A 17,071-nucleotide genomic window follows, 5' to 3' on the forward strand; every position below is an offset into this window, starting at 1 on the left:
AACATTTCAAATTTGACTATTCATACTTAATTTTTAGCTTTATTTGATTTCTTATGCATTAAATATGATTTAATATGTGTTTTACCGACTTATGGTTTTCCTGTCAATAGTAGAAGTGAAGATATTATGCAATTACCGAGTTTCCTTGAGGTCTATAAGGGCCTAATTTCAACCGACTCTATTAGCTCTACCGATCCAAGCTGGGATCATGGCAACGAAAAAGTCATCGAGAAAATGGCTCAATGGTTTAAAGACTTAGGCTTTAGTGTAGAGGTCGTGGAAGTCGAACCCGGCAAACATAATATGGTCGCAAAAATGGGTTCAGGAGAAGGTGGCTTGCTACTCGCAGGACACAGCGACACCGTGCCATTCGATGAAGGACGTTGGAACTTCGATCCTCATGCACTTACTGAACACAACAATCGCTTCTACGGATTAGGCACAGCCGATATGAAGGGCTTTTTTGCTTTCGTTTATGAAGCAGCGAAGAAAATGGATTGGAACAAACAAGCCAAGCCACTTTATGTACTGGCGACTTGTGATGAAGAAACGACCATGCTGGGTGCTCGCCATTTCACTGAAAACGCCCCATTCAAACCGGACTACTGCATTATTGGTGAGCCAACTAGCCTTGTGCCGATTCGTGGTCATAAAGGCCATGTGGCAAATGCCGTGCGAGTGACGGGTAAATCAGGTCACTCTTCTGATCCCGCATTAGGTGTGAATGCGATAGAAATCATGCATGAGGTGCTATTTGCTTTAATGCAGCTGCGTGACAAGTTGGTTAAAGAATACCACCACCCTGGATTCGCAATCCCAAGTCCAACGCTAAACCTTGGTCATATTCATGGTGGTGACAGTGCCAACCGCATTTGTGGTTGTTGTGAGCTGCACTACGATGTTCGTCCTTTACCAGGAATCAGCTTAGACGGTTTAGATAACATGCTGCGTGGTGCTCTCAAGGAAGTCGAAGCAAAATGGCCAGGTCGAATTGAAATCACGCCATTGCATGAACCGATTCCGGGGTATGAGTGCCAGCACGACCATCCATTTATTGGTGGCATGGAAGCGGTATGTGAGATTGAATCGCAGACCGTGAACTACTGTACTGAGGCTCCTTTCCTTCAAGAATTATGCCCGACCTTAGTGTTAGGTCCAGGCTCAATTGACCAAGCTCACCAACCCGATGAGTTCTTAAGTTTCGATTTTATTGACCCAACGATTGATGTTTTGAGTAAATCCATCCGTAAATATTGCTTCTAGTTATTCGCTACCCATTCGATATATTCCGATAAAAGCCACCCTAAAAAGTGGCTTTTATTCTGTTATCGCTGACACAGCCTGATCTTGTAATTAAATTTCACTTTTTCCCTAAGTTTTGAAAAATTTACTTCTCCCGCATTTTTAAACCTAATAATTGCAAACTTAGAATGCTTTATTTGACTAGATACAGCACTTTTCGCTAGATTGTGTACTTAACAAGGAACAATGGATGTAATTTTTTTACGAGGCAGGATGACAATGAACGAGAAATACGCCGCTCTCAAGAGTAACGTAAGCATGCTGGGACGCTTGCTAGGTAACACAATCCAAGATGCACATGGTGACGTTATCTTAGAGAAAGTGGAGACTATCCGTAAACTTTCCAAATCCGCCCGCGCAGGCAACAAAGCTGACCGTGACAGCCTAGTTGAAGAAATTAAAAACCTGCCGAACGAACAACTCACTCCTGTTGCTCGTGCATTTAACCAATTTCTCAACCTCACTAACATGGCAGAGCAATACCACACGATCTCTCGCCACTGTGAAGAGCATGTTTGTGAACCAGACGTGCTGCAATCTCTATTTTCCAAATTAAATCAAAACGACATCAGCAAGCTAGACGCAGCTCAAGCTGTTCGCGATCTGAACATTGAACTCGTTTTGACCGCTCACCCAACAGAAATTACTCGTCGCACCATGATCAACAAGCTGGTTAAGATCAACGAGTGTTTGTCAAAATTAGAATTAAGCGACCTATCACACAAAGAACGTGTGAAAACAGAACGTCGCCTAGAGCAGCTTATCGCTCAAGGTTGGCACTCTGATGTGATTCGTCAGCAACGCCCGACACCACTTGATGAAGCGAAATGGGGCTTTGCGGTTGTAGAAAATTCTCTATGGGAAGCCGTGCCTGATTTCCTACGTGATATGGATGGACGACTAAAAGATTACCTTGGTGAAGGCTTGCCAATCGATGCGCGCCCAGTGCACTTCTCATCTTGGATGGGCGGTGACCGCGATGGTAACCCATTCGTAACGCACACCATCACCAAAGAAGTACTGCGCCTATCTCGCTGGAAAGCCGCTGACCTGTACCTAGGTGACGTGAACGAGCTGATTACCGAACTGTCGATGACAAAGTGTAATGATGCCGTTCGTGAATTGGCTGGCGATGAGCACGAAGCTTACCGTGCAATCCTTAAGAGTCTACGCACTCTGCTGAACAATACGCTAGAAGTGCTTGATGCAAAACTGCACGACGCTGAAGTACCGAAGAAAGAAACACTACAGAACATCGACCAACTTTGGACACCACTTTACGCCTGTTACCAATCGCTGCACGAGTGCGGCATGGGCGTAATTGCTGACGGTTCACTGCTTGATACCCTGCGCCGCCTGAAAGCATTTGGTGTGCACTTGGTTCGTCTCGATGTTCGTCAAGAAAGTACACGTCACTCAGATGTCCTATCTGAACTGACTCGCTACCTAGGCATTGGCGATTACGACCAGTGGAGCGAGCAAGACAAGATTGCTTTCTTAACCAATGAATTAAGCTCAAAACGCCCACTGTTACCGCGCGATTGGGAACCATCTGAACAGGTCAAAGAGGTTTTAGACACCTGTAAGGTCGTTGCTGCTCAACCTCGTGAAGCCTTTGGTGCTTACGTAATCTCTATGGCTCGTACAGCATCGGATGTGCTGGCTGTTCACTTACTGCTACAAGAATGTGGTTGCCCGTACCGTATGGACGTATGTCCATTGTTCGAAACGTTGGACGACTTGAACAACTCAGAAGCCGTAATGAAACAGCTAATGAGTATCGATTTGTACCGTGGCTTTATCCAAAACCACCAAATGGTGATGATCGGATATTCTGACTCAGCGAAAGATGCCGGCGTAATGTCTGCAGGTTGGGCGCAGTATGACGCGATGGACAAGCTGGTTAAGGTTTGTGATGAAGAAGGCATTGAACTAACCCTATTCCACGGTCGTGGTGGTACGGTTGGTCGTGGTGGTGCTCCAGCGCATGCTGCCCTTCTTTCTCAGCCACCAAAGAGTTTGAAAGGTGGCTTACGTGTCACTGAGCAAGGCGAAATGATCCGCTTTAAGCTTGGCTTGCCAGATGTTGCAGTAAACAGCTTCAACCTATACGCAAGTGCGATTCTAGAAGCGAATCTTCTTCCGCCACCAGAGCCAAAACAAGAATGGCGCGACCTAATGGAAGTGTTGTCTCAAGTATCTTGTGAGGCTTACCGCAATGTGGTTCGTGGCGAAGAAAAGTTTGTTCCTTACTTCCGTCAGGCAACTCCGGAGCTAGAGCTCGGCAAGCTGCCACTCGGTTCTCGTCCTGCAAAGCGTAACCCGAACGGTGGTGTAGAAAGCCTACGTGCTATTCCATGGATCTTCTCTTGGAGTCAGAACCGCTTAGTTCTTCCTGCATGGTTAGGCGCGGGCGAAGCGATTCAATATTCAGTAGATCAAGGCCATCAAGCGCTACTGGAAGAAATGTGTCGTGAATGGCCATTCTTCTCGACTCGTCTTGGTATGTTAGAAATGGTGTACTCGAAGTGCAACATGGAAATTGCCGAGTATTACGACCAGCGTCTGGTTGATAAAGAGCTATTACCACTGGGTGAGCTACTGCGTGATCAACTGCAGAAAGACATCAAAGCTGTACTGAATGTCGAGAACAACGAAAACTTGATGCAAAGCGACCCGTGGGGACTTGAATCAATCCGTTTACGTAACATCTACGTTGAGCCACTAAATATGCTTCAAGCTGAACTGCTTTACCGTACTCGGAAGTGTGAAACACCACCAGCGGAGCTAGAAGAAGCGCTAATGGTGACGATTGCAGGTATTGCAGCAGGTATGCGAAATACAGGTTAATTAGTAAACCCTACTATAATCTAGTTAGCATTTACATCTTAAAAAAGAACAAAAGGTCGCCATGTGCGACCTTTTTATTTTGCAAAATAACCTCTATTGAGTTTTTTGTCAGTTTTTCGGGTTATTTTGTCCATGTATTCTACTTTATGCTTATTATTTAGATATACTACTGCTCCGCTGCGGAAACACTCCAAAAAAATAATCTGCAGCAGTTTGACCAATAAACTGGTCGACCTAGGTGATAAACGGCTTTATTAAGGTGACATAACCAACAACGATGTTGGTGCTACTTAAACATAACCAATATAACGTGCCAAAAGAAGCACACTTGATGTTTAAGTATTTGTTTACTGTTTACCATTTGGATTTCAGACATGTCATTACCACACGTAATTCTAACCGTTTTAAGTACACGCGATGCTACTGGTTACGATATCACAAAAGAATTCTCAGCAAGCATTGGTTACTTCTGGAAAGCTAGCCATCAACAAGTTTACCGCGAGCTAAATAAAATGGCTCAAAACGACCAGGTAACTTGCGTGCTTGAACCTCAAGAAGGCAAACCGGATCGTAAAGTTTACTCTATCACTGACGCTGGTCGTGGCGCTTTAGGCGCATGGTTTGAACAACCGACAGCACACCCGACAGTTCGTGATGAGTTCTCAGCTAAGCTAATGGCTTGTGCTGTTCAAGCCTCTGACCCGTACCGTGTACAACTTGCTGAACTAGTAGAAGAGTCTCGCAAACTGGTTTCTCACTACAAAGAAATTGAAGCAGCGTACTACGCAACGCCATCAACACTAGACAAACAAGCACGCCTTGAGCGTCTAACGCTTCGTCGTAACCTACTGATCCGTGAAGCATGGATTGTATGGGCTGAAGAAGTACTGCTTGAGCTTGGTGCTCTTGCTTAAGCGAAGCTAGAAGCTAGAAGCTAGAAGCTAGAAGCTAGAAGCTAGAAGAAAAGCAAAAGGCTTGAACTCTTAGAGTCCAAGCCTTTTTTGTATCTGTAAGATTTGAGATTTTATCGCCGATAGCTTTTGCTCGGGAGCCTAAATCAACTACAGCGCAGCGACTTGTGGGCGAACGCCTAGCGTATGGCAAAGTGCGTAAGTCATTTCTGCACGGTTTAGTGTATAAAAATGAAAATCTTTCACACCTTCACGACTCAACGTACGAACCATATCAATCGCTTGACTAGCACCTACCAATTGACGAGTCGTTGGATCATCATCCAGACCTTCAAACTGCTTCGCCATCCAACCTGGAACTTTTACGTTGTTCATTGCTGCAAAGCGAGAAGCTTGCTTAAAATTAGAGACTGGCAAGATGCCTGGTACGATTTCAACGTCGATACCAGCAGCAACGCAACGGTCACGAAAACGTAAGTAGCTTTCAACATCGAAAAAGAACTGTGTGATTGCACGGTTAGCTCCGGCATCCACTTTACGCTTTAGGTTAATAAGATCAGACTGAGCGCTTTTTGCTTCAGGGTGAACCTCAGGGAAAGCTGCAACTGAAATATCAAAGTCGTGGCGTGATTTAAGCAGCTTTACGAGGTCAGATGCGTACATGTCTGGAGCGCCACCGCCTGCTGGAATATCACCACGTAGCGCAACAATACTTTCAATACCGTTTGCCCAATAATCGTCAGCAATTTGAATCAATTCTTCGCGACTAGCGTCAATACACGTTAAATGTGGCGCAGCAACTAAGCCTGTTTGGTTTTTGATTTCTTTAATGATCGAGTGGGTACGATCACGCTCACCGGAGTTTGCACCATAGGTTACCGAGACAAATTTTGGTTGAAGTGTCTTAAGACGGTGAACTGAGTTCCACAGCGTTTCTTCCATCTTTTCGCTGCTTGGTGGAAAAAATTCAAATGACACATTAATGTTGTCAGAAAGCTCAGCAATATTCTGATTTAAAGCGTCGATATGGCCTGCGTGTGTGTATCCCATCTTACTCTCCCTGTGGCAAAAGCAACCACTAAATAATCTCAAATCCTTAGCGACGTTTAGACGTCTATATGTCTCCAGAATGTATTGAATACGATTTAATGTCAACAGATCGATTATGAATTTTTTTCAAGTAGATCGTGAGTAAAACTCAAGTCAGTAAATGAGCCGCAAAGCAAAAATAAGATAGAAAAAAGGCTGAAAAACACATCGTGCTTTCAGCCTTATTTATCTTAGTGAATAGTATGCTATTTACGTATTAAACTAATTGATCTGAGTATTAAACCAACCGATTTGCGTATTAAAACAAGCTCGACATTCTGTTTAAGTCAGATTGGATTGCGCCTGCCGTCACTTCACGACCAGCACCAGGGCCTCGAATAACTAATGGATTATCTTTATACCATTTACTCTCAATCGCAAAGATGTTGTCGCAAGGCAATAAGTTCGCCAGTGCATGCTCTTTCGATAATGCCTCAACACCTACCGTTGCCTTACCATTCTTCTCTAGACGCGCGACGTAACGTAGAACCTTCTGCTGAGAATGTGCTTTTTCCAAACGCTCGGCCAACTCTTCACTCAGCACAGAGGCCTTATCAAAGAAATCATCCACCGATAAACCTTTCAGCTCTTCCGGTACTAGTGATTCTACTTTTACGTTTTCAGGTTCAATATCTAAACCCGATTCACGCGCCAGAATTACCAGCTTACGCATCACGTCTGAGCCATCGAGATCAGCACGAGGATCCGGTTCTGTTAGGCCTTGCTGCCAAGCTAGATCAACCAACTCGCTGAACGGTACCCTGCCATCAAACTGTTGGAACAACCAAGACAGCGTGCCCGAAAAAATACCAGACAGTGCAATAATATCATCACCGCTTTCACGTAAGTCACGCACCGTGTGATTGATTGGTAAGCCAGCACCAACGGTCGCGTTATACAACCAATGACGGCTGATCTTAGCGAAAGCATCTTGCACCTGATGGTAGTACTCGCTTGATGCAGAGCCTGCAACCTTGTTCGCCGAGATCAAATGGATGCCTTGTTGTGCGATTTGCAGATATTTTGCTGCAAGCACTGGGCTCGCAGTAACATCAAGAACCACCGCTTCATCGTAACCCTGAATCGAACCTAAGCGCTCTAACCAATCGTTACCATTATTAGCAATCGCTTCATCATCAAAACGCTTACCAACAGACGTCGCATCAATACCTTGATCGTCGAACCAATAGGTCTGGCTATCAACCACTGCGACCAATTCAAAGTTCATTCCACGGCGCTTTTCAAGCTCAGCCTTTTGTTCAGCAAACAGACTTAACCAACTTGAACCAATGTTGCCCTTACCACATAAGGCAATCGCAACGCGTTTCTGTGCTTGGAACAATTGAGAATGAATGCCTTTCACTAGGCTTGAGGTTTCACTCTTACGAATCACTGCTACCAAGCTTAAGCCTGAGTTCGCTTCTGAGATAAACTCAACCGGTGAGCTCTTTAGTTGCTGGTAGAAGCCGTAGCAATGGTTCGGGTTTTTGGTCACGCCCGCACCCACTGCAGCAATCAGAGAGAAACCTTCTTTAAGTTTGATTTCAGCTTCAATCGCATGGTCTTGTAGATATTCCAATGCACCACCAGCGATCTCCTCGGTATAAGCAAGACGCAGGCAGTGTTGATCTGGTTCAAGTTCATAAGCAAGCGGCTCTAGTTGAGCACGCTTAAGACCTTCCAACACTTCGCTTTCTAGACGGTCGAAATCATGTCCATGACCAAACGTCAGTTGCACGATAAGAACTTCATCTAAAGAGGTAATGATTTTTGCACCACGGCCGGATGCCAATACACGCTCTATCTGTGTAGAGCCCGCCTCTGGCTGATAACTGCAACGTAAGCTAAGGTCCATAGCACTTTGAGCCACAGGCTGTAGCGTTCGGCTATGAAGCACAGGAGCCGCTAGACGAGCCAGTTCACTGGCTTCATCAAGGCGAAGTAAAGGTAACAAACACGCATCTGAAACCAAACGAGGATCAGCGCTGTATACACCAGCCACATCACTCCAAATCGTTACGCGCTCAACTTCTGCTAGAGCACCAATCACAGTTGCCGAGTAATCCGAACCGTTGCGGCCGAGCAGCACTGTTTCGCCCTCGCAGTTCTGGGCCATAAAACCAGTAATCACCACACGGCAATGCGTATGCTGAGCCAGAACTTCTTTAATCAGAGAGTAAGAACGTGCGCGGTCGACTTCTGGTTGAGCGCCTACTTCTGCACGTAAAAAAGCACGAGCATCTTGAGCGACAGCCTGTAAATCATGTTGGCACAACAAAGCCGCCAATAAGCGTGAAGACCAAACTTCGCCATGACCAAGCACTTGCGCTTTTTGCGCTTCACTCAAGGGAGCCGTTAACTCGCCTAAAGCGGTAAATTCTTGTTGAATGGTTGCCGTTAGTTGCGCAGCAGATTCACCTTCAAGTAACGTTTCAATCAATTCAAGTTGGAACTGACGAAGGGTTTGCAGGCACTCATGTGCGATGCGGCCATCTTTATCGAGTGCTTCAACAAACTCGATTAAGCGGTTGGTTGTTTTACCCGCAGCGGATACCACGACCAAATCTGTTGCTGACGAATATTCTCTAAGAATGTTCACCACTCGTAGGTAACATTCAGGGTTCGCTAAACTGCTGCCACCAAATTTATGTAGCTGGCGAAAGGTTGCCATTATTCACCCTCCCCTTCAGCGATAAAGCGTTGTGTTTTTTCAAAGGCTTGTTTGAGATCGTCAATCAGATCTTCGGCATCTTCAAGGCCAACCGAGAGGCGCAATAGTTGCTGAGAAATACCAGCTTCTGCCAATGCTTCTTCACCCATAGCACGGTGAGTCATCGACGCGGGGTGACAAATCAGGCTTTCAACGCCACCCAGAGATTCAGCCAAAGAGAACAACTCTAACTCGCCAACAAAATATTTAAGCGCGTCGAATGAACCCGCAAATTCAAAACTCAACATTGAGCCAAAGCCAGACTGCTGTTTCTTCGCGATATCATGACCAGGATGATTAGGTAAGCTTGGGTGATAAATAGTACTAACCAGATCTTGTTGTTGTAGCGAAGTTAGGATTTCACGAGAACTCTCTTCATGAACACGCATACGAGCACCAAGCGTACGAATACCACGTAGCGTCATGTAGCTATCAAATGGTGTGCCAGTCGCACCAATGCAGTTGCCCCACCAAGCTAACTCTTCAGCATGCTCTTCTGTTTTAGTAACGACTACGCCACCAATCACATCTGAGTGACCGTTAATGAATTTCGTTGTCGAATGGATAACAAAATCGGCACCTAGCTCTAAAGGCTTTTGGAATACAGGCGTCAAAAATGTGTTATCGACAGCAACCAATGCACCGACTTTTTTCGCTTTACGGCAAGTTTTTGCAATATCGACAACACGAACCAATGGATTCGATGGCGTTTCTAATAAGATCAATTTTGGCTTAAGTGCGATCGCCGCATCCAACGCAACTTGATCCGATTGATCAACAAACAGCACCTTAAAGTCGCCTTTGATCGAACGCGTGTTAAACAGACGGTAAGTACCACCATAACAATCGTGTGGTGCGATAATAAGATCATCGCCACCCAAGAAAGCAGACACCCATAAGTTAAGCGCCGACGTACCACAGTTAGTGACAACTGCACCTTTACCAGATTCTAGTTCAAACAGCGCAGTTTCTAATAAACCACGGTTTGGATTACCAGAACGGGTGTAATCGTACTTTGGTACTTCACCAAAAGCGGGAAAACCGTAGTTAGTCGACAGATAAATAGGTGGAACTACGGCATGATGTTGAGTGTCTGACTCGATGCCAGTACGTACGGCGATGGTTGCTGGCTTCCGGCTGCTCATAGGTGCTTCCTTACAAGTTTGGCGTCTGGGTATCACAGCCGCTTGTGGGGTTTTTGCGGCTGTGTTAGATATATGTTATTCACTTTACTTTCATAAACGTGAGACGTCAACACTTCTAGACGTCTATATGTCTTTGCTTATGGCAGTAAATCCCGCTAAAATCACCACTATTAATTTATTCTAACAACTAAAGTGATGAAGGTACGCAATGGCCGACTGGAATGGTGAATACATAAGCCCATATGCTGAGCATGGAAAGAAAAGCGAACAGGTAAAAAAAATTACAGTTTCTATCCCTCTAAAAGTGTTAAAGGTTCTCACTGACGAGCGCACTCGCCGCCAGATTAATAACCTACGCCATGCAACAAACAGTGAGCTACTGTGCGAAGCCTTTCTACATGCGTACACAGGCCAACCACTGCCAACGGATGAAGACCTTCGTAAAGATCGCCCAGATGATATCCCTGCAGAAGTAAAAGAACTGATGACAGCAATGGGTATCGAATTCGAAGCGTTTGACGAAGAATAACAATAACTCAGTCACTGCCTTCAATATTGATTCGCTATAGCTGAACCCTATTTTTAGCGTCACTCGCTAAGCTTTCTGTAGAAGCTGCCTGTAATTGCGCGGTGAGTAATAGATATAAAAAAACCGACTCCTAGTGAGTCGGTTTTTTATTATTCTTTTTTGCTTCAATAGAGCAACAGCGATAACAAGCTATTGAGCTATTGAGCTATTAAACCATATAGTTAGCAGGCATCTCAATACGAGCTACGCCAGATTCAACGGCTGCTACCGCTACCGCTTTTGCTACGCGAGGAAGCAGACGTGGGTCCATAGGCTTAGGAATAATGTAACCTTTGCCAAACTCCAGTGCAGTCTCACCCGCAGCGGCGAGTACTTCAGCCGGAACTTCTTCTTTCGCTAGTTCACGAATCGCTTTAACCGCCGCCAACTTCATCTCATCATTGATTTCGCTCGCACGCACATCGAGTGCACCACGGAAAATGAATGGGAAACAAAGTACGTTGTTTACTTGGTTAGGGTAATCACTGCGGCCTGTACCCATAATAAGGTCGGTACGAACTTCGTGAGCAAGCTCAGGCTTGATCTCTGGATCTGGGTTTGAACATGCAAACACTACCGGCTTATCAGCCATCAGCGTTAGTGCTTTAGCTGGTAATAGGTTAGGGCCAGATACACCCAAGAAAAGGTCAGCACCTTCGATAACATCTTCAAGCGTACGTTTATCCGTATTGTTTGCGAACAGCGCTTTGTACTCATTCAAGTCTTCACGACGAGTATGAATCACACCTTTACGGTCCAGCATGTAAATTTTCTCACGCTGAGCGCCACACTTAATCAACAGCTCCATACAAGCAACGGCTGCCGCGCCAGCACCTAAACAAACGATCTTACACTCTTCAAGTTTTTTACCTTGAAGCTCAATTGCGTTCAGCATACCCGCTGCCGTTACAATCGCAGTACCGTGTTGGTCATCGTGGAATACAGGTACATCACAACGCTCAATCAAGCGACGTTCAATCTCAAAACAGTCTGGTGCCTTGATGTCTTCTAGGTTAATACCGCCGAATGTATCCGCGATATTCGCAACCGTATCAACGAACTCATCGATTGTGCGGTGTTTTACTTCAATATCGATAGAATCTAAACCAGCAAAACGCTTAAACAGTAGCGCTTTACCTTCCATTACAGGTTTAGAAGCAATTGGGCCAAGGTTACCTAAGCCAAGAATCGCCGTACCATTAGAGATAACAGCAACCATGTTGCCTTTACCTGTGTACTTGTAAACGTTCTCTACGTTCTGTGCGATCTCTCGAACTGGCTCAGCCACGCCAGGGCTGTATGCAAGTGCTAGGTCTTCTGCAGAATTTGCAGGCTTCGTCAGTGCTACGGCAATTTTGCCTGGAATTGGGAACTCATGGTAATCAAGAGCTTGCTGACGGAATTGTTCTTGAGGCGATAATTCTTGAGAGGATTGATCTTGGCGGCTGTCTTCAGACATAGGTGTAGGTTCCTAGGATATTATTATTTGGGGGATCTTGTTCATGTTAATAGATGTACTTCAAAGTTCCTAGGTGGTTAAAGCCTCTGTCTCATTAAAAAACGAGATTTCACTACTAATAAGACCAGTGAGCAGTTGAAATTACTGTCGCTTGTTGAACTATCGAGCGGATTTCAATTCAATATGATTTGATAGGAACGTTGAGAATTAAGCTTAGTCAGTAAGAAAGTGTTGGAAAAGGTTAAGAGCAGAATAATATTCATCTTTTCCTTAAACGCCAGGCAACAAAAAAGGACACCGAAGTGTCCTTTTTATGTCTAAATAGCGAGAATTACTTCTTGCTAGAAAGAGCACCGAAACGCTTGTTGAAGCGATCAACACGGCCGCCCGTATCTACGATACGTTGCTTACCAGTGTAGAATGGGTGACATTTGTCACATACGTCTAGGTGAATAGATTCTTTTGCAAGCGTTGAGTTGAACTCAAATGTGTTGCCGCAAGAACAAGTTGCAGTAACTGCTTTGTATTCTGGGTGGATACCAGTTTTCATGGGATAACCTCAAGTAGGCCGTGTCGCTATACGATTCTAAGCCGCACACCACACGTAGTTAAAAAAATAAATAAAGACACCGCTGCATCACTAAATAGAGATAAAGCCATACCTTTAAGGCGCAGTATATTAATGAATCTGTGAGGTAGGATCAACTGATTTGATACATTTTTCACCAATAGTGTCTTTATTTACTTTATCAGCTGGGATTTAAACGTGCTAACCGCCTTCACGAGCTCGCTAAGCCTACTCAACCAAACTGCTCCTCGAATTTAACTGTCTTATCCTTTAGACTGTTCGCTCTCGTCAACTCAGATAAAGCCGTCTCTTTATGCGTCCAATGATTGCCCGTGTGGCACTGCCTGTTCCACTAGACAAGCAGTTCGATTACAAGATTCCCAACCACCTGTTTCCAATTATTGGTGGTCGAGTCTCTGTGCCATTTGGACGACAAACCTTAACTGGCATCGTCACGGCTCTGGTTAACGAATCGGAATTCGAGTTAGACAAACTCAAGCCCATTAAAGCCTTATTAGATAATCAGCCTGTTTGGCCTGAATCGGTCTACTCACTATTAATGTGGTGCAGCCAATTTTATCAGTATCCTCTTGGTGAAACCCTTGCTAACGCACTACCGAGCGCCTTGAGAAAAGGCAAAGCCGCTGACTTCGCGACGCTTGTTGAATGGCGACTGACGACATCAGGCAGGGATCAGCTCATGCAAGGTTTTGGTCGCGCAGTCAAACAAGCCAAAGTCATGCAAATGCTTGAACACGGCCCTGTTCCTCATCAAGAGTTCATTGACGAGGAAGTAGGCAGCGCAGTGCTCAAGACGCTGGAAGAAAAAGGTTGGATTGAATCGGTAGAGAAAAAGCCGAAACGCCAGCCATGGCCAGTTGATCTCGAAAACGACCAAGATAAGCCAAAGCTCAATGAAGAGCAGGCTATCGCAATTGCGACGGTAAATAGCCAAACCGATTTTAGCTGCTTTTTATTAGAAGGAGTCACCGGCTCAGGTAAGACCGAAGTCTACCTCAATATGATTAAGCCGATTCTCGACCAAGGTAAACAAGCGTTAGTCTTAGTGCCCGAAATAGGCTTAACACCTCAAACGATTAATCGCTTTAAGCGACGCTTCAATGTGCCAATTGAGGTCATCCATTCTGGTTTAAACGATTCCGAACGACTGAACGCTTGGTTATCGGCTCGCGATAAAATAGCAGGTATTGTCATCGGTACACGCTCGGCGCTGTTCACACCCTTTGCCGATTTGGGCATTATTATTGTCGATGAAGAACATGACGCTTCATATAAACAACAAGATAGCCTGCGTTACCACGCTCGTGATGTCGCGATCATGCGAGCTCATAAAGCTCAGATTCCCGTCGTCCTTGGATCTGCTACTCCCGCTTTTGAAACGCTACACAACGCGCAGATAGGTAAATATAGTCACCTTACCCTCACCTCTCGTGCGGGTGTCGCACTGCCAACTACCAATAAAGTATTGGATGTGAAGGGCGAATATCTAGAAAGCGGTTTGTCGGCCTCTTTGATTGCTGAAATGCAAAGACACCTCAAAGCAGGCAATCAGGTAATGTTGTTTCTCAATCGCCGTGGATTTTCCCCAGCATTGATGTGTCACGATTGTGGTTGGACGGCTGAATGTAAACGCTGTGACGCTTACTACACCTATCACCAATACAGTAACGAGATGCGCTGCCACCATTGTGGATCTCAACAACATATTGTGCATAACTGCCAAGGCTGTGGCTCATCCAACTTAGTAACGGTTGGTGTCGGCACTGAACAATTAGAAGCTCAGCTTGGTCAGCTATTCCCAGAATACAAAACGATTCGTATTGACCGCGACAGTACTCGCCGAAAAGGTAGCTTAGAAAGTGCCCTAGAATCGATTCGTAAGGGTGAATTTAAAATTCTTATTGGTACGCAGATGCTTGCGAAAGGTCACCACTTTCCTGACGTGACACTTGTGGCGTTATTGGATGTTGATGCCTCTTTATATAGTAGCGACTTTCGTGCCTCTGAAAGACTGGCGCAGTTATTCACTCAGGTTGCAGGGCGTGCAGGGCGTGCCAGTAAACCAGGTGAGGTTATCTTACAAACTCACCATCCAGAACATGGATTGCTGCAAGCGCTACTGCACAAAGACTATAACCACTTTGCTCAGACAGCTCTGGCCGAACGCAAACAAACGATGTTGCCACCTTATACGTTTATGACGTTGTTCAGAGCGGAAGCCAACGATACGCGCTTGGTTGAAAAATTTTTGCGTCAAGTTCGTCATACATTAGAATCACATCCATTGTTTGACCAATATTGCATGGTGCTAGGTCCAACGCCTGCCCCACTCGCAAAACGTGCAGGTAAATCTCGCTGGCAACTGATATTACAAACACAGACTCGTTCATTAATGCAGAAGCTCTTAATGAGTGCGAAGCCAGCAATTAATCTGTTACCCGCCGCGAAAAAAGTGCGTTGGTCGCTCGATATAGAGCCTCAAGATTTAAGCTAAACCTTACGGGGTTAAAACTAATGATAAGTTTGTTCACAATTATTTCATATTTCTCGTGAGCAACCTCACACTAGTCATGTGATTTTTGTTAATCTAGCCGTAACTTTACACGGATGAAACGAATAAAATATTGCAATAAAAAAAGTGTTAGCAACACTTTCATAATATCTATCCGATTGTATTAATTATTCACGCCTTAGATACTTAGGCAGCAAAGGAACTTAAAAGAGGGTTTAATTTATGGCGACAATGAAGGATGTTGCCCAGCTAGCAGGCGTCTCAACTGCAACGGTATCACGTGCATTGATGAACCCTGAAAAAGTCTCGGTTTCTACTCGTAAACGAGTGGAAGCAGCAGTACTTGAAGCTGGATACTCACCCAATACATTAGCTAGAAATTTACGTCGCAACGAATCAAAAACCATCATCACTATCGTTCCTGATATCTGTGACCCTTATTTCGCCGAGATCATTCGTGGCATCGAAGACGCCGCAGTAGAAAATGATTACCTCGTTCTACTTGGCGACAGTGGTCAACAAAAGAAACGTGAATCATCATTTGTAAACTTAGTCTTCACCAAACAAGCTGATGGCATGTTGCTGCTTGGTACTGATCATCCATTTGATGTCAGCAAACCTGAACAAAAGAATTTACCGCCAATGGTTATGGCCTGTGAATTTGCTCCTGAGCTTGAATTACCCACAGTACACATCGATAACCTAACCTCTGCATTTGAGGCGGTTAACTACCTAGCTCAATTAGGTCATAAGCGTATTGCTCAAATATCTGGCCCCGCGACTGCAACCCTGTGTAAGTTCCGTCAACAAGGTTACCAACAAGCCCTGCGCCGCGCTGGAGTATCAATGAACCCTGCTTACAGTACAGTGGGCGATTTTACCTTTGAAGCTGGCGCGAAAGCGGTTCGTCAATTATTGGCACTTCCAGAGCAACCAACCGCGATTTTCTGTCATAACGATGCGATGGCGATTGGTGCAATTCAAGAAGCGAAGAAGTTAGGCTTACGTGTTCCTCAAGACCTATCAATTGTTGGCTTCGATGACATCCAATTCGCTCAATACTGCGATCCACCGCTAACGACGATTTCTCAGCCTCGTTACGAGATTGGGCGTCAAGCCATGTTGATGATGCTTGATCTCCTTAAAGGTAACGATGTTCAAGCGGGTTCACGTCTGCTTGAAGCTAAATTGGTGGTTCGAGGCAGTACTGCACCACCACGAATTTAATAGCACAAAATACCGATATCAAGCCGCGGCACATTTTGATGTGCCGCTTCCATTTCTGCACTATTATCCTCACTCAATCTGGATTACCATGAGAGCAGAATCATCAACTATTGAATTGTCTTGTGGCTAATAGAGATTATGTAAAGCGCGGTCGTGGCACAAAAAAAACGACTAAGAAACAAGCCCCTCGCCGTAAACCTTGGCGCAGTGGTCTTTTGGCGATCCTGCTTGCCGGCGGGTTTGGCTACGGACTTTACTTGCTGAGTAATGACCCTGAGCCACCAACACCGGCACCAGTGGTTAGTAAACCTAAGCCAAAACCAACCAAAGTAATTCCACCACCTCCTGAAGAGAAGTGGGATTACGTTGAAACGCTGCCAAGCCGCGAGATTGAAGTTAAAGCGAAAGAGCAGCAGATCTCAAAGATCCCTTACGTTATGCAGTGTGGTGCTTACAAAACATCTTCACAAGCAGAAGCTCGTAAGTTAGATATTGCCTTCCAAGGTATCTCAAGCGAAATCCGCAAGAAAGATGGCAGCAGCTGGTATCGAGTGGTTCTTGGACCATACAAACTGAAGCGCGATGCCGAGCGAGATCGCCATAAACTGCAACGTGCCAAAATCGAGCCTTGCGCGATTTGGAAAGACACGGACTAATCGCTGTACTTGGAATAACAGTTGCAATAGCAATTCCAATCCCAGTAAAAGTA

General features: G+C 45.2%; 12 protein-coding genes. 7 read left to right on the forward strand and 5 right to left on the reverse strand.

Annotated elements, in window-relative coordinates; all coding sequences use genetic code 11:
- Window positions 1-126: 126 nt before the first annotated feature.
- The 3 genes from argE to AACW75_RS26115 all read left to right on the forward strand — a co-directional run bounded on the left by argE (window position 127) and on the right by AACW75_RS26115 (window position 5,066).
- Complete coding sequence (argE, locus tag AACW75_RS26105; RefSeq protein ID WP_102553497.1) at window positions 127-1,263, forward strand: acetylornithine deacetylase; 1,137 nt, start codon at window positions 127-129, stop codon at window positions 1,261-1,263.
- 252 nt (window positions 1,264-1,515) lie between these two features.
- Window positions 1,516-4,152 (forward strand): phosphoenolpyruvate carboxylase, encoded by a 2,637-nt coding sequence (gene ppc, locus AACW75_RS26110; protein ID WP_017073720.1) that lies wholly within the window; start codon window positions 1,516-1,518, stop codon window positions 4,150-4,152.
- 374 nt (window positions 4,153-4,526) lie between these two features.
- Complete coding sequence (locus AACW75_RS26115; RefSeq protein WP_017073721.1) at window positions 4,527-5,066, forward strand: PadR family transcriptional regulator; 540 nt, start codon at window positions 4,527-4,529, stop codon at window positions 5,064-5,066.
- Window positions 5,067-5,213: 147 nt separating this feature from the next.
- On the opposite strand, the gene metF is transcribed toward AACW75_RS26115, so the two are convergent.
- The 3 genes from metF to AACW75_RS26130 all read right to left on the reverse strand — a co-directional run bounded on the left by metF (window position 5,214) and on the right by AACW75_RS26130 (window position 10,007).
- On the reverse strand, window positions 5,214-6,113 hold the full coding sequence (gene metF, locus AACW75_RS26120; RefSeq protein WP_029224881.1) for a methylenetetrahydrofolate reductase: 900 nt from the start codon (window positions 6,111-6,113) through the stop codon (window positions 5,214-5,216).
- A 298-nt stretch (window positions 6,114-6,411) separates the two neighbouring features.
- Window positions 6,412-8,823 carry a bifunctional aspartate kinase/homoserine dehydrogenase II gene (locus AACW75_RS26125; protein WP_145570022.1) on the reverse strand — a complete coding sequence of 804 codons (2,412 nt, stop codon included), beginning with the start codon at window positions 8,821-8,823 and terminating at the stop codon, window positions 6,412-6,414.
- A complete protein-coding gene (locus AACW75_RS26130; protein WP_145570024.1) occupies window positions 8,823-10,007 on the reverse strand; it encodes an O-succinylhomoserine (thiol)-lyase in 1,185 nt (394 codons plus the stop codon). Before AACW75_RS26130 ends, AACW75_RS26125 begins: the two co-directional genes overlap by 1 nt.
- 208 nt (window positions 10,008-10,215) lie before the next feature.
- Here AACW75_RS26130 and metJ point away from each other — a divergent pair, with 208 nt between their 5' ends.
- Window positions 10,216-10,536, forward strand: coding sequence for a met regulon transcriptional regulator MetJ (metJ, locus tag AACW75_RS26135; RefSeq protein ID WP_010435330.1), 321 nt, complete (start codon window positions 10,216-10,218; stop codon window positions 10,534-10,536).
- A gap of 208 nt (window positions 10,537-10,744) precedes the next feature.
- On the opposite strand, the gene AACW75_RS26140 is transcribed toward metJ, so the two are convergent.
- Window positions 10,745-12,034: a malic enzyme-like NAD(P)-binding protein gene (locus AACW75_RS26140; RefSeq protein WP_145565537.1), complete on the reverse strand. Its 1,290-nt coding sequence runs from the start codon at window positions 12,032-12,034 to the stop codon at window positions 10,745-10,747.
- Between the two features lie 331 nt (window positions 12,035-12,365).
- On the reverse strand, window positions 12,366-12,584 hold the full coding sequence (rpmE, locus tag AACW75_RS26145) for a 50S ribosomal protein L31 (protein WP_017073726.1): 219 nt from the start codon (window positions 12,582-12,584) through the stop codon (window positions 12,366-12,368).
- Between the two features lie 331 nt (window positions 12,585-12,915).
- On the opposite strand from rpmE, the gene priA reads away from it, so the two are divergent.
- From priA to AACW75_RS26160, 3 genes are all read left to right on the forward strand, one after another.
- Window positions 12,916-15,117: a primosomal protein N' gene (priA, locus tag AACW75_RS26150; RefSeq protein WP_145570026.1), complete on the forward strand. Its 2,202-nt coding sequence runs from the start codon at window positions 12,916-12,918 to the stop codon at window positions 15,115-15,117.
- A gap of 240 nt (window positions 15,118-15,357) precedes the next feature.
- Window positions 15,358-16,362 (forward strand): DNA-binding transcriptional regulator CytR, encoded by a 1,005-nt coding sequence (gene cytR, locus AACW75_RS26155; RefSeq protein WP_017073728.1) that lies wholly within the window; start codon window positions 15,358-15,360, stop codon window positions 16,360-16,362.
- A gap of 122 nt (window positions 16,363-16,484) precedes the next feature.
- A complete protein-coding gene (locus AACW75_RS26160) occupies window positions 16,485-17,018 on the forward strand; it encodes an SPOR domain-containing protein (RefSeq protein WP_029224883.1) in 534 nt (177 codons plus the stop codon).
- Window positions 17,019-17,071: the final 53 nt, after the last annotated feature.

The organism is Vibrio sp. L3-7 (assembly GCF_963898195.1).
Lineage (GTDB): Bacteria > Pseudomonadota > Gammaproteobacteria > Enterobacterales > Vibrionaceae > Vibrio > Vibrio echinoideorum.